General features: G+C 72.4%; 11 protein-coding genes and 2 pseudogenes. 2 read left to right on the plus strand and 11 right to left on the minus strand.

Annotated features, from left to right (window positions below; genetic code table 11):
* Positions 1-212: 212 nt before the first annotated feature.
* From QM572_RS00465 to QM572_RS00500, 8 genes are all read right to left on the minus strand, one after another.
* Entirely contained in the window at positions 213-2399 is a 2187-nt protein-coding gene (locus tag QM572_RS00465; RefSeq protein WP_415088874.1) for a hypothetical protein, read from the minus strand.
* Positions 2396-3706 carry a TRAFAC clade GTPase domain-containing protein gene (locus QM572_RS00470; protein WP_415088876.1) on the minus strand — a complete coding sequence of 437 codons (1311 nt, stop codon included), beginning with the start codon at positions 3704-3706 and terminating at the stop codon, positions 2396-2398. Before QM572_RS00470 ends, QM572_RS00465 begins: the two co-directional genes overlap by 4 nt.
* Position 3707: 1 nt before the next feature.
* Complete coding sequence (locus QM572_RS00475; protein WP_415088878.1) at positions 3708-3851, minus strand: hypothetical protein; 144 nt, start codon at positions 3849-3851, stop codon at positions 3708-3710.
* A 48-nt stretch (positions 3852-3899) separates the two neighbouring features.
* The gene (locus QM572_RS00480; RefSeq protein WP_415088880.1) at positions 3900-4556 is read right to left on the minus strand and encodes an FMN reductase; all 657 of its coding nucleotides are present in this window, start codon (positions 4554-4556) and stop codon (positions 3900-3902) included.
* On the minus strand, positions 4553-5644 hold the full coding sequence (locus QM572_RS00485; RefSeq protein WP_415088894.1) for an LLM class flavin-dependent oxidoreductase: 1092 nt from the start codon (positions 5642-5644) through the stop codon (positions 4553-4555). Before QM572_RS00485 ends, QM572_RS00480 begins: the two co-directional genes overlap by 4 nt.
* 98 nt (positions 5645-5742) lie before the next feature.
* On the minus strand, positions 5743-7254 hold the full coding sequence (locus QM572_RS00490) for an amino acid permease (protein WP_415088882.1): 1512 nt from the start codon (positions 7252-7254) through the stop codon (positions 5743-5745).
* Between the two features lie 69 nt (positions 7255-7323).
* Positions 7324-8070: an ethanolamine ammonia-lyase subunit EutC gene (gene eutC / locus QM572_RS00495; RefSeq protein WP_415088884.1), complete on the minus strand. Its 747-nt coding sequence runs from the start codon at positions 8068-8070 to the stop codon at positions 7324-7326.
* Positions 8067-9476, minus strand: a complete 1410-nt coding sequence (locus QM572_RS00500; RefSeq protein ID WP_415088886.1) for an ethanolamine ammonia-lyase subunit EutB — start codon at positions 9474-9476, stop codon at positions 8067-8069. The genes eutC and QM572_RS00500 overlap by 4 nt, the downstream gene beginning before the upstream one ends.
* Before the next feature lie 61 nt (positions 9477-9537).
* Here QM572_RS00500 and QM572_RS00505 point away from each other — a divergent pair, with 61 nt between their 5' ends.
* Complete coding sequence (locus tag QM572_RS00505) at positions 9538-10515, plus strand: alpha/beta hydrolase (RefSeq protein ID WP_415088888.1); 978 nt, start codon at positions 9538-9540, stop codon at positions 10513-10515.
* 27 nt (positions 10516-10542) lie between these two features.
* On the opposite strand, the pseudogene QM572_RS00510 reads toward QM572_RS00505, so the two are convergent.
* The 3 genes and pseudogenes from QM572_RS00510 to QM572_RS00520 all read right to left on the minus strand — a co-directional run.
* Positions 10543-11428 (minus strand): annotated as a pseudogene (locus QM572_RS00510) (SPFH domain-containing protein); the annotation flags it as partial.
* 13 nt (positions 11429-11441) lie between these two features.
* Positions 11442-11891: an NfeD family protein gene (locus QM572_RS00515; protein ID WP_415088890.1), complete on the minus strand. Its 450-nt coding sequence runs from the start codon at positions 11889-11891 to the stop codon at positions 11442-11444.
* 9 nt (positions 11892-11900) lie between these two features.
* On the minus strand, positions 11901-12698 hold the full coding sequence (locus QM572_RS00520; RefSeq protein WP_415088892.1) for an ABC transporter ATP-binding protein: 798 nt from the start codon (positions 12696-12698) through the stop codon (positions 11901-11903).
* 25 nt (positions 12699-12723) lie between these two features.
* Here QM572_RS00520 and QM572_RS00525 point away from each other — a divergent pair.
* Positions 12724-13059 (plus strand): annotated as a pseudogene (locus QM572_RS00525) (hypothetical protein); the annotation flags it as partial.

Below are 13059 nucleotides of genomic sequence, written 5' to 3' on the forward strand. Positions count from 1 at the left end.
CCTCCGCCCGCCGGGTCGCCTCGGACGCCGTCGCCGCCGCGGCCCGCTCGGCCTCCGCCCGGATCGCCTCCGCCGCCTGATGGGCGCGCGCCAGGATCAGCCCCACCTGACCGTCGGCGGCATCGGCGCTCAGGCCCGCCTGCTCGCTCATCGCTCTCCTCCCCTGTGCCGGCACCGCACGCCGGTCGTCCCCGAAGTCTTCCTCATCCTCGTCATCCTCGGCGCAGTCCGTTCGTCCGCAGCCACCACGCCGAGAGCCAGTCGGGCCGCACGCGCGAGAACGCGTCGGGCTCGGCGGCCAGCAGCCGGCGTACGGCGGCGCGGAGACGGTCGGCGCTCTCGCCGGCCGACACCCCGAGTCGCAGGAGGCCGGTCCGCACCAGCGCCGATCGCACCGCGAACAGGACCGCCGAGGGCAGAGGCGGGGCACCGTCGGGTCGCCGCTCCAGCGCGGACAGCGTGGCCGCCACCCGGTCCGCGGGCGGGAGGGCGGCCGCGTCGATGCCGGCCAGCAGACGGCGTACGTCGGCGTCGGAGGCGCCGCCGAGCACCACGTCATGCAGGGCGACCCGGCCGGCGACCCGCCGCTGCGCCGGCGCGACGTCGTCGAGGACACCCGGCCACGCGGCGAGCCGCGTCGCGACCGGCTCGGTCATCAGGTCGGCCACGAGGTCGATCCAGCCGTCCACCGGCCCCAGGCGGGGCGTCAGGTGCCACGGCACCTGGTCGAGCCCCACCGAGCCGGCGCCGACGCTCGCGTCCACCGCGAGCGCCTCCAGGAGCTGCCAGATCGCGTCGGAGTCGGCCCGGTCGAAGCGCGGCTTGGCGGTCCGGCCGACCGCCTCGAGGAGCGCGGCGCCGCCCAGCGAGCGGCCCTGGCGACGCAGGCCGAAGGCGAGCGCCACCGTCTCCCCCGTCGTGCCCTCGGCGGTGATGGCGTCGGCGGTGACCCCGCGCACGGCCGCGATGTCGGAGGTGATGAGGGAGGCGAGGATCGAGGCGTCGCGGGGCAGCCAATCGCCGTCGAAGAGGTCGGGGTGGGCGATGATGAGGTCGCGGTAGTCCTCGGCCTGCAGCAGGTGGCGCCGTGCGGCCTCGTCGAAGAGGTGAGGTCGCCAGGCCGCCGGCACGCGGCGGTCGGCCACCAGCGCGCCGGTGAGCTGCTCGTCGACCCAGGTCATGAGCGCGCGCAGGAGCGACTCGTCGGGGTGGGTCTCGTAGGCCCAGGCCATCGCCGCGGCGAGGAAGCCGAGCTCGGGGACCGGCAGCGTGTGCCCGGCGGCACGGCGCTGGAGGAGGCGCTCGACGTAGAGCGGCCCGAGGGCCGGGTCGAGCGTCTGCAGCCGCCGCGCCACCGTGCCAACCGTGGCGACGGCCAGGACGTCGGCCGCGTCCGCCGTTCGCACCGCCAGGTCGTCCAGGCGGGGCCGCGCCACGGGGAGCTCCGCGGGCAGCGGGGGCCACGGAGCCGCCGAGGAGCCCCACATCGCGACCGCCACGCCGTCGGCGCCGATGTCGGTCGCCAGGACCAGGGGCAGGGTCTGCGGGCGGGTCATCAGGGTCTGCACCCCGTCGGCCTGGCGGGCCACGACCCGGGCGGCGACCCGGAGCACCTCGCGGTAGACCGCGGGCCGCTCCTTGGCCTCGATCGCGGAGCGGTCGCGGACGGCCGCCTCGACGACGACGCCGAGGTCGTCCAGCTCGGCCGGGGCGTAGCGCGGGTCGACGGCGTTGTGCGATGCCCAGGACGCGCCCCGCGGGCGGGCCCGGCCGTCGAGCCCGGCGACGTCGAACCAGCCCACCATCTGGCCGGTCTCGTAGGTGGAGCAGCTCAGCGTCTCGAGGAGGGTGGGGAGACGCTCGCCGATGGTCCAGAGCGCCGCGTGGGTCTCGCGCGGGGAGCCGTCGAAGGTGGTCGGAACGCCGGCGGGGGTGGCGAGCACGTGGCCCAGCAGGGCGTCGGCCGCGGCGGACGCGGCAGGGCGGTCGGCCTCGCTCCACGAGGCGGCCAGGTCCGCCGGGCAGGCGGTCGGGCAGACCGGGTCGCGGGGCTCGCCGGACCACCAGAAGGACGAGTCGAAGGCCCGGAGCACGAGCCCGACCGGAAGCTCCTCCGGCGCACCGGCGACGACGTGGGCGACCAGGCGGCGGGCGTCGCCCGTCGGGCTCGGGACGAGCCGGCGCTGGAACACGAAGCGGCGGCCGCCCAGGTCGGCCCAGCCGAACGCGATGGGGTCCCGGTCGCCGTCGGCCTCGAGGCGGGCGAGCCGCTGGGCGACGCGCCGGTAGCGGTCCTCCTCGCGCCAGCCGGGGCTGGTCGCGACGATCTGGAGCCGGTTGCGTCCCTCGAGGCCGGCTTCGGCCCAGCCGTAGAGGTACTGCTCCAGCGGCGCGCTCACGGGCGGCTCCTGGCCTCCGAGAGCAGCCGGATCAGGGTGCCGAAGGGGTCGGTGACCCGCAACGGCCGGACCACGCCGGGCGCCGACGGGTTCGTGGGCGCGGCGCCGAAGGCCGACACGGCGTGGAAGAAGCCGCGGTCGGCACGGTCGACCGCGTGGGCGAACTGCGGGACGCCCCACTCGGCGAGCAGGGCCCGGACCTCCTGGTCGACGGCGAACTGATCCTCCAGCCAGTCCCCCGTGGCCGGCTCGTCGAACAGATGACGCCTCCCGTCGGCCAGCCCGATGAGGTCGGACTTGGTGAGCACCACCGAGACCGGCGTGCTCGCGGCCGCCTCGCCGAGGGCCTGGATGACGCCCTGGAGCACGTCGAGCTGGCTCCAGCCGCGCCAGTCGACGGTGATCTGCTCGAACGGCAGCGCCGTGCGGACCGACTCGATCTCGAGCGGGTCGACGACGAACAGGATCGCGTCGGCGTGGCGCACGAAGGGCGCGACCACGGCGCGGCGGCGGGGCTCGGCGATCGCCTCGCCGGCGAGGTCGTGGAGGGCCAGCAGGTAGGACTGCCCGTCGACCTCGAAGCGGAAGACGAGCGGCTCGACCGCGTCGCCCTCGGCCGGGTCCAGGGTCGGGTCGAGCCGGTTGCGGCGGCGGAAGACCGGGAGGTAGTAGTCGCGGTGCACCCGGTTGCCCGTGCCCTCGTCGGCCCGGAAGCCCGTGATGCCGGCCACCTCGAGGGCGCCGTTCTGGAGCGCCTCGCTCAGCGCCGTGGCGAGGAGGTAGGTCTTGCCCGCCCGGTTGATGCCGAGCACCGCGATCACCAGGACCTCGCACTCGTCGGAGTCGAACGGCATCGGGTGGTGACAGGTCGTGCACGCCCGGGCCGGCAGGTCGCGGGCGTCGGCGCGGGCGGCGACCGGGATCAGCCTGCGCGTGATGCGGCGGGCGAAGAACCCCGTGTCGGAGCCGGGCGCGACCTGCGGCGGCGCGACGATCGGCAGATCACCGGCACGGCCGAGGACCTCGGCGCCGGAGAGGGGAAGCGCGGGCGGCGCCTCGAGCACGGCCGGCTTGGTCGGGTCGGCCGCCTCCGGGACGGCCGCCCCCGGCGTCTCGCCGCCGATGGCGAAGTCGTCGTCGAACCCGAACTCGCCACCGGCCAGGCCGGAGACCGCGCGCGTGCCGTCGCCCCGCACGCCCTGCAGGTTGGTCGCCACGATGGGCGCGTACGCCAGGCGCACGGTGCTTCCGCACCACGGGCACTTGCGCGTGGTCCTCGTCGTCGGGGTCGTCGCGGTGGTCGCCATCTCAGTCCTCCTCGCCGGACGGCGTGTCACCGTCGCGCAGACGCTCGGCGATCGGGCCGGGCTTCGGCTTGCTTGCCGGCCACAGCGCCAGGCAGACGATGAGGGCGATCAGCAGCGCCATGAGCACGACGATGACCCAGACCATCCACGACCCCCCTCAGAGCGGTGCCGGTGACCCGGCCGCGAGGACCGGTCAGTCCGCGCGGGACGATCCTAGGGGATCGCTCGCCCGTCGCAGGAGGGTTTCGAAGTCGGTCGGGTGGGCGAGGACGTCCTCCACCAGCTCCCGCCGATCCGCCTCCGCAGGAGCCCCGCCGCCGGGCGCGACGAGGGCGGCCAGCTCGCCGGCCGCACGCTCGACCCGCTTCGCGAGCTCCGGCCCGCCGGCGAAGTCCTCGGTGGCGGCGAAGACCCCGGTCGGCACCGCGATCGCGTGCAGGTAGGAGAAGAGCGGTCGCAGGGCGTGGTCGAGCACGAGGCTGTGCCGGGCGGTGCCGGCGGTCGCGGCGAGCACGACCGGCTTCCCGTCCAGCACGCCGAGCTCGAGGACGTCGAAGAACGTCTTGAAGAGGCCGGAGTACGACGCCGAGAAGACCGGCGTCACGGCGATCACGCCGTCGGCGTGACGCACCGCGTCGATGGCCGACCTCAGCGCGGCCGAGGGGAAGCTGGTCAGCAGATGGTCGGTGAGGTCGTGCGCGAGGCCGCGGAGCTCCACGTGCTCCAGCTCCACCTCGGCTCCCCTCGACGCGACGGCGGCGACCGCCGCCTCGCCGAGCAGGTCGGCGAGGAGCCTGGTCGAGGACGGGGTGGAGAGCCCCGCCGAGACGACGACGATCCGGGTGGTCATGCCTCGACCAGCTGCCGGGCCGCGACGAGCGAGGCGTGGGTGGGCGCGTCGGGGCTGCCCGGCTTGCGGATCTTGGCGAACTCCTCGCGCAGCGTCGGGAGGATCTCGCCGTAGAGGTCGAGCTGCTCCAGGACCGTCTTGAGGGGCAGCCCCGCGTGGTCGATGAGGAAGAGCTGGCGCTGGTAGTCGCCGACGTACTCCCGGAAGGAGAGGGTCCGCTCGATCACCTGCTGCGGGCTGCCGACGGTCAGCGGCGTGGCCTCGGTGAAGTCCTCGAGGCTCGGGCCGTGGCCGTAGACCGGCGCGTTGTCGAAGTAGGGCCGGAACTCGTTGACCGCGTCCTGGCTGTTGCGGCGCATGAAGAACTGCCCGCCGAGGCCGACGATGGCCTGCTCCTCCGTGCCGTGCCCGTAGTGGGCGAAGCGCTGGCGGTACAGACGGACCATCTGCTCGGTGTGGCTCGCGGGCCAGAAGATGTGGTTGTGGAAGAAGCCGTCGCCGTAGTAGGCGGCCTGCTCGGCGATCTCGGGGCTGCGGATCGAGCCGTGCCAGACGAAGGGCGCGACGCCGTCGAGCGGGCGCGGGGTCGAGGTGTAGCCCTCCAAAGGCGTGCGGAAGCGCCCCTGCCAGTCGATCCCCTTGTCACCCTCCTCGGACCAGAGCCGGCGCAGCAGCGCGTAGTTCTCGATCGCGAGGTTGATGCCCTGGCGGATGTCCTTGCCGAACCACGGGTAGACCGGGCCGGTGTTGCCGCGGCCCATCATCAGGTCGACCCGTCCGTCGGTGAGGTGCTGCAGCTTGGCGTAGTCCTCGGCGATGAGCACCGGGTCGGTCGTGGTGATCAGCGTGGTCGAGGTGCTCAGGATGACGTTCGAGGTCTGCGCGCCGATGTAGGCCAGCGTCGCGGTCGGGTTGGAGGCGATGAAGGGCGGGTTGTGGTGCTCGCCGGTAGCGAAGACGTCGAGGCCGATCTCCTCGGCCTTCGTGGCGATCGCGACGGTCGCCTTGATCCGCTCGTACTCGGTCGGCGTCGTGCCCGTCGTGGGGTCGGCGGTCAGGTCGCCGACCGTGAAGACTCCGAACTGCATGCCCATCGTGATCCTCCTTCTCCCATCGCTTGAATCTTCAAGCATTGGTAGAAGGAGGATACGCCACGATCTATTCCGGCTACTCCCGGCTACTCGGGCTACTCGGGCCTGTCCTCCAGCTCCGCCTCCAGCTCGGCGCCGTAGTGCTCGACGGCGGGGTCGCGGTGGAGGCCGCCCGACATCGCGTACTCCTCCTCCGGCGAGAGGATCAGCTGGTGCCGCCCCCACATCCCGAAGACGGCGAGGCCGATCGCGTAGATGATCACGATCGCGATGATCGCCGGCCGGTAGGCGTCGTTCTTCAAGATGCCGAGGAAGGTGATCAGGGCGAGCACGAACGCGACGACCGCGCCCGCGACGCCGACAGGGCTGACGTACGGACGCGTGGCGCTCGGGAACTTCCGGCGCAGCAGCACGAACGACACCATCTGCAGCATGTACGCCAGGACCGCGCCCCAGACGGCGATGTTCAGCACGATGTTGCCCGCCGTCTCTCCCGCGTTGTCGGCGATGATCAGCGCCACGAACCCGATCACGGCGCCCACGATGAGGGCGACGTACGGCGTCTGGCGCTTGCCCGTCAGGGAGAGCACCTTCGGGTAGTACCCGGCGCGCGACAGCGAGTAGATGTTGCGGCCGTAGGCGTACATGATCCCCTGCAGCGAGGCCAGCAGGCCGATCAGCGCGAAGGCGGAGAGCACCCGGGCCCAGCCGTCCGGGAGGAAGTCGCGGAAGCCGTCGAGCAGGGGCTCGCCCGAGGCGGCCGTGGCGGCGGAGCCCAGCACCGCCGGGTTCAGGAAGAAGACGATCGCCGCGCACACGACGAGCGTGATCATGCCGATGAAGCCCGCCTTGGGGATGTCCTTCTCCGGGTTGTGCGCCTCCTCGGCAGCCAGCGGCAGCTCCTCGATGCCGAGGAAGAACCACATCGCGAAGGGCAGCGCGTACACGACGCCCATGACGCCGAACGGCAGGAAGGAGCCGTTGCCGCCGTCCGGGACGATGTCGTCGACCGCGCCGAAGTCGACGGCCCCCTTGACGGCCGCGAGCAGCCCGAAGAGGACGAGGATCGCGACCGAGATGATCGCGACCACGGTGGCGAACTTGAAGGAGGCCTCAGCCCCGGCGGCGTTGAGCAGCACAAAGACGGCGTACAGGATGACCCACCAGACCCACATGGGGAAGCCGCCGCCGAAGACGCCGTCGGCGTATCCGGCGGAGAAGTAGACGACGACGCCGGTGGTGAAGACGTACTCGATCGTCTCGGCGAAGCCGGTGATGAAGCCGCCCCACGGCCCCATCGCGGCGCGGGCGAAGGAGTAGGCGCCACCGGTGTGCGGCATCGCCGCCGACATCTCCCCGATGGAGAAGAGCATGCCGAAGTACATGACGATCATGAGGAGCGTGGCGATCAGCAGGCCGCCCCAGCCGGCCGCGCCGAGGCCGCCGTTCCAGCCGGAGAAGTCACCGGAGATGACCGCGGCGACGCCGATGCCCCACAGTCCCCAGAAGCCGGCCGTTCGCCTGAGCTGGCGCGCCTCGAAGTAGCCCTCCTCGGCGTGAGAGTAGGTGACGCCTGCGGCCTTGAGGCCGGCCTGCGGATCGGACATGGCGGGGTCTCCTTCGGGTGAGGTGGCCCGACGCTAGGAGCCGCACGTAAGGAATGGCGTCGTCGCCTGTTACGACTCGATGACGGCCTGATCCTTGAGTTTGACGCCGGTCGCCCCCAGCTCGCGGGCGCCGGCGATCAGGCTGGCGATCGTGCGGGCGGCGGTCGCGTAGTCCAGCCCCTGCGGAGGGCGGATGTTGGAGACGCAGTTGCGGGCCGAGTCGAGCACGCCGGGCGCCGGAGCCCAGGTGAGATAGGCCCCCAGGGAGTCGCTGCTCGACAGCCCGGGGCGCTCGCCGATGAGGACCAGGCCGAGCCGCGCCCCCAGGGCCTCGCCGATCGGATCGCCGAGCGCCACCCGCGCCTGGGTGGCGACGACCGGCGGGGCGACCGTGACGGCGCCGCCGAGCAGCGGCAGCAGGGCCTCGAGCAGGGGCACGGCGTGCCGGTCGACCGCCTCGGCGGAGAGCCCGTCGGCCACCACGACCGCGAGTCCCGGGCTCTGCCCGCCCGAGTCGCGGATCCCGGTGAGCGGGTCCAGCGCGCCCCTCGCCGGCGTGCGGCCCAGGTCCGGCCGGGTGAGGTAGGTCGCGCGGTCCGGCGCCGCCGAGGGAACGACGACCGGGGTGCCCAGCCCGAGGGCGTCGAGGCCGGCGACGAGCGCGTCGACGTCGAGCGGCAGGTGGATGGCGTCCCGCGCCGCGGCGTGGGCCGCCCCGAAGTCGAGCAGCTCGGAGGTCGGAACGCCATTGCCCGCGCGTCCGAGCCCGATCCGTGCCGGGCTGGTGGCGCGCAGCCGCCCCCAGAAGTCGGTCACACCAGCTCCCTGAGGCCGCTCGTGGCCGGGTCGAGGTCACGGACCGAGCCGTCCGCCTCCAGCATCCCCATCCTCGCCAGCCACTCCTCGAACTCCGGTGCGGGCCGCTTGCCGAGCGCCTTGCGGACGTAGAGCGCGTCGTGGAACGACGTCGACTGGTAGCCGAGCATCACGTCGTCGGCTCCCGGGATGCCCATCACGTAGGTGAGCCCGGCGACGCCGAGCAGCGTCAGCAGGGTGTCCATGTCGTCCTGGTCGGCCTCGGCGTGGTTGGTGTAGCAGACGTCGGCGCCCATCGGCAGACCGAGCAGCTTGCCGCAGAAGTGGTCCTCGAGCCCGGCGCGGATGATCTGCTTGCCGTCGTAGAGGTACTCCGGGCCGATGAAGCCGACCACGGTGTTGATCAGCAGCGGACGGAAGACGCGCGCGACGCCGTACGCCCGGGCCTCGAGGGTCTGCTGGTCGACCGGCCTGCCGCCGGTGCCGCGGTGGGCGTCCGCGGAGAGGGCCGAGCCCTGGCCGGTCTCGAAGTACATGACGTTGGACTCGGCGGGGTCGCCGACGGTCGCCCGGCCGAGCGAGCGCGCCCCCTCGTCGGCCTCGGCGAGCATCGACAGCTCGACGCCGAAGCCCGCGTTGGCGCCCTGGGTGCCGGCGATGGACTGGAAGGGCAGGTCCACCGGCGCCCCGGCGGCGATGAGGTCGATCGTCGTGGTCACGTGGGTGAGCACGCAGGACTGGACCGGGACGTCGTAGCGGGTGCGGATCCCGTCGATCAGCTGGAGCAGCCGCGTGACCTGGCGCGGGTTGTCGCTGGCGGGGTTGATCCCGATGACGGCGTCGCCGCTGCCGAGCAGCAGGCCGTCGAGGATCGAGGCGGCGATGCCGGTGGCGTCGTCGGTGGGATGGTTGGGCTGCAACCGCGTCGACAGCCGGCCGGGCAGCCCGATCGTGGTCCGGAACCGGGTGGTGACCAGGCAGGCGGCGGCGATGGCGATGAGGTCCTGGTTGCGGCACAGCTTCGAGACGGCCGCGGCCATCTCGGGCGTGAGCCCCGGCGCGATCCGGGCGAGCGCGGCGTGGTCGTCGCGGGCGGCGGCGTCGAGCAGCCACTCCCGCAGCCCGCCCACGGTGAGGTGCCCGATCTCGGCGAACGCCGTCGCGTCGTGGGTGTCGAGGATCAGCCGGGTGACGTCGTCGGTCTCGTAGGGCACCAGCGCCTCGTCGAGGAAGATGGTGAGCGGCAGGTCGGCGAGCACGTAGCGGGCGGCCGCGCGCTCGGCGTCGGTCTCCGCGGCGCATCCGGCCAGCACGTCCCCGGACTTGGGGCTCGACGCCTTCGCCATCACCTCCACGAGGCCGTCGAAGGTGAAGGACCTGCCGTGGACCGTCCGGGTGTGGCGCACACGGGCGACGCTAGCCCGGCTCGGTCACGCGCGGGTTACGCGCTTTGGCAGACTGGACGTCATGACGCTGGACACCACGACCATCTTCGAGCCGGTGGTGGACCGGCTGGGGGCGCCGTACACCGCCGAGACGCTCGTGCTCACCCCGGACGACGAGGGCGACGTGTTCGCCACCCTGGTGAAGCGCCCGGCGGCGGGTCGCGGGAGCCGGACGCGGGCGGTCCTGCACGTGCACGGCTTCTCGGACTACTTCTTCCAGAAGGAGTTCGCGGAGTGGTGGACCAAGCGCGGCTACGACTTCTACGCCCTCGACCTGCGCAAGTACGGCCGGTCGCTGCGCGACCACCAGACGCCGAACTACGTCAGCGACCTGTCGACGTACTTCGAGGAGATCGACCAGGCCTGGGAGCGGATCACCGAGCGGGACGGGCACACGTCGGTGATCGTCACCGCGCACTCCACCGGCGGCCTGACCATGCCGCTGTGGGCCGACGAGCGGCGGCCCGAGGCGCTGAGCGCGATGGTGCTGAACTCGCCGTGGTTCGACCTCCAGGGCTCGACCTTCCTGCGCCTGGTGGGCACCCCGGTGATCAAGCAGCTCGGCTCCCGGCGACCGAAGTTCCACATCAAGCGGCACGTCAGCGGGATCTACGCCCGCAGCCTGCACCGCGACCACGAGGGCGAGTGGGAGTTCGAGCTCGACCTCAAGCCGCTGACCTCCTTCCCCGTGTACGCCGGATGGCTGAAGGCGATCCGTGAGGGCCATGACCGGCTGCACGCCGGCCTGAACGTGCCCGCGCCGGTGCTCGTGCTCTCCTCGGACCAGTCGCACTGGACGGTCCACATGACCGAGGCGGCGCACACCGCCGACCTCGTCCTCGACGTGACCCAGATCCGCCGCTGGGCGACGGCCGTCGGCACCGACGTGACCTACAAGGCCATCGCCGGCGCCCGTCACGACGTGGTGCTGTCGCTCCCCGACGTCCGCGCCCACGCGTACGACGTCATCGGCCGCTGGCTCACGGCGTGGGTGGAGTAGCCGCTCCCTTGTCGATCGCCGCCTGGGTGACCGAGCCGAGGCCCTTGAGCGCGTCGCCGATCTCCGAGGGCACGATCCAGAGCTTGTTGGCGTCTCCCTGGGCGATCTGCGGGAGCATCTGGAGGTACTGGTAGGCCAGCAGCGCCTGGTCGGGGTCGCCGGCGTGGATCGCGCCGAAGACGGTGCCGATGGCCTGGCCCTCGCCCTCCGCGCGCAGGATCTGCGACTGCTTGTCGCCCTCGGCGTTGAGGATCTGCGCCTCCTTGGCGCCCTCCGCGTTGAGGATGGCCGCCTGCTTGTTGCCCTCCGCGGTCAGGATCGCGGACTGGCGCTGGCCCTCCGCGGTGAGGATCAGCGCGCGCTTGTCGCGGTCGGCGCGCATCTGCTTCTCCATCGCGTCCTTGATCGACGCGGGCGGGTCGATGCTCTTCACCTCGACGCGCTTGACCTTGATCCCCCAGCGGCCGGTGGCCTCGTCGAGGACCACGGCGAGGCCGGAGTTGATCCGCTCGCGGCTGGTGAGGGTCTGCTCGAGGTCCATGGAGCCGGCGATGTTGCGCAGCGTCGTCATGGTGAGCTGCTCGACGGCCTGGATGTAGTTGGCGATCTCGTACGTCGCGGCCACCGGGTCGGTGATCTGGAAGTAGACGACCGTGTCGATCGAGACCGTCAGGTTGTCCGAGGTGATCACCGGCTGCGGCGGGAAGGTGACGACCTGCTCGCGCATGTCGAGGTGGTAGCGAACCTTGTCGATGAACGGCACGACGATGTTGAGGCCCGGGGTGAGGGTCCGGTGGTACTTCCCGAAGCGCTCCACCACGCCTGCCGAGGCCTGCGGGATGATCTTGATCGTCTTGGCGAGGATCGTGATCGCCAGCAGGACGATGAGGCCCAGGATGATCAACACGGCCATGAGCGCGACTCCTTCAGTCCACGGGAGCCACGATGGCCGTGGCGCCCTCGATGGCCAGGACCACCACGGTCCGGCCCGGCTCGATGGGAGCGGCCCCGACTGCGGGGCGGGCCGTCCACAGCTCGCCGTCGATCTTCAGCTGTCCGGGCGCGTCGCCGCTCAGCGCGACCGGCGAGAGCGCCTGTTGTCCGATCAGACGCTCGGGCCCGATCAGAAGTTCCGGCCCGGTGTGCAGCCGGGCGACGATCCCGGGGCGTACGACGGCGAGCAGCCCGACCGCGACGACGACCGCGACGACGATCTGGACGACCCACACGTCGGTGAATCCCGCGGTCACCGCTCCGGCGACGGCTCCCACCGCGAGCATGAGCAGCACGAGGTCGAGGCTCGCGAGCTCCCCGATGAGGAGCACGAGCGAGATCCCGAGCCATGCCGCCCAGAGATGGTCCCCCAGCCAGTCCATGTGCAGAACCTACCGCGCGGCGCGTGTGCGGCGTCTAGCCCAATAGCGGCCCTCGCGCTGCTCGAGCGTCAGCGGGATGCCGAAGGTCGCCGAGAGGTTGGCCTCGTTGAGCTCGTCGTCGATCAGCCCCGCGGCCACGACCCGCCCGGCACGCAGCATGAGGACGTGGCTGAAGCCCGGCGGGATCTCCTCGACGTGGTGCGAGACGAGGACGGTCGCCGGCGCCTCGGGCGCGAGCGCCAGCAGGGTGAGGGTCGAGACGAGGTCCTCGCGACCGCCCAGGTCGAGTCCGGCCGCCGGCTCGTCGAGCAGCAGCAGCTCGGGATCCACCATGAGCGAGCGCGCGATCTGGACCCGTTTCTTCTCGCCCTCGCTCAGCGTGCCGAAGGTGCGGTCGGCCAGGTGGGTGATGCCGACCTCGACCAGGAGGTCGCCCGCGCGGTCGTGGTCGAGCTCGTCGTAGTGCTCCTTCCACCGGCCGAGCACGCCGTACGCCGCCGACACGACCACGTCGCGGACCTTCTCGTTCCACGGGATCTGCTCGGCCAGCGCGGCGCTGGTCAGGCCGATGCGCGGACGGAGCTCGAAGACGTCGACCCGACCGAGCTGCTCGCCGAGGACCCGCACCGTGCCGGCGGTCGGGTGCATCTGCGCGGAGGCCAGCTGCATGAGCGTCGTCTTGCCCGCTCCGTTGGGCCCGAGGATCACCCACCGCTCGTCCTCCTCGACCGTCCAGGAGAGGCGATCGAGGAGCACCGCGGGGTGTCGCCTGACCGTGACGTCGTCGAACTCGAGCACCGCAGCCATGGGGTGGATCGTATCGTCAGGGATCATGTCGTCCTCGCTCCCCCTGTCCCTGCGGCTGGCCTGGTGGGGCACCGCGTGGCTGCGCGGGCAGGTGTCCCCGGACGAGCTGCTGGACGCCGTACGCGGGGACGACGCGCAGCACCTCGTCGGCGGCGTCGACGGCGCCGCCGACGGGCTGCTCGTCGGCCTCGGCCACCTCCGTACGACGGGCGCGCGGTCGTTCGGGACGGCGCTTCCCGTCGAGGGCGATCTCGTCGGCCTCGGCGGCCCGGCGCCGTTCAACCGCGCGGCCGTCGAGGCCGGCGAGGCGGTCGTCGTCGCGGGCGCCGGAGTCGGCCTCGTCCCCGTGCGGACCGGCGCC

Source organism: Nocardioides sp., from assembly GCF_047607365.1.
Taxonomy (GTDB): domain Bacteria; phylum Actinomycetota; class Actinomycetes; order Propionibacteriales; family Nocardioidaceae; genus Nocardioides.

Coding starts and splice junctions, on each gene's coding strand:
- QM572_RS00505 (WP_415088888.1), top strand. CDS start 9,538: ATGACGCTGGACACCACGACCATCTTCGAGCCGGTGGTGGACCGGCTG.
- QM572_RS00475 (WP_415088878.1), bottom strand. CDS start 3,851: ATGGTCTGGGTCATCGTCGTGCTCATGGCGCTGCTGATCGCCCTCATC.
- QM572_RS00470 (WP_415088876.1), bottom strand. CDS start 3,706: ATGGCGACCACCGCGACGACCCCGACGACGAGGACCACGCGCAAGTGC.
- QM572_RS00490 (WP_415088882.1), bottom strand. CDS start 7,254: ATGTCCGATCCGCAGGCCGGCCTCAAGGCCGCAGGCGTCACCTACTCT.
- QM572_RS00485 (WP_415088894.1), bottom strand. CDS start 5,644: ATGCAGTTCGGAGTCTTCACGGTCGGCGACCTGACCGCCGACCCCACG.
- QM572_RS00515 (WP_415088890.1), bottom strand. CDS start 11,891: ATGGACTGGCTGGGGGACCATCTCTGGGCGGCATGGCTCGGGATCTCG.
- QM572_RS00480 (WP_415088880.1), bottom strand. CDS start 4,556: ATGACCACCCGGATCGTCGTCGTCTCGGCGGGGCTCTCCACCCCGTCC.
- QM572_RS00520 (WP_415088892.1), bottom strand. CDS start 12,698: ATGGCTGCGGTGCTCGAGTTCGACGACGTCACGGTCAGGCGACACCCC.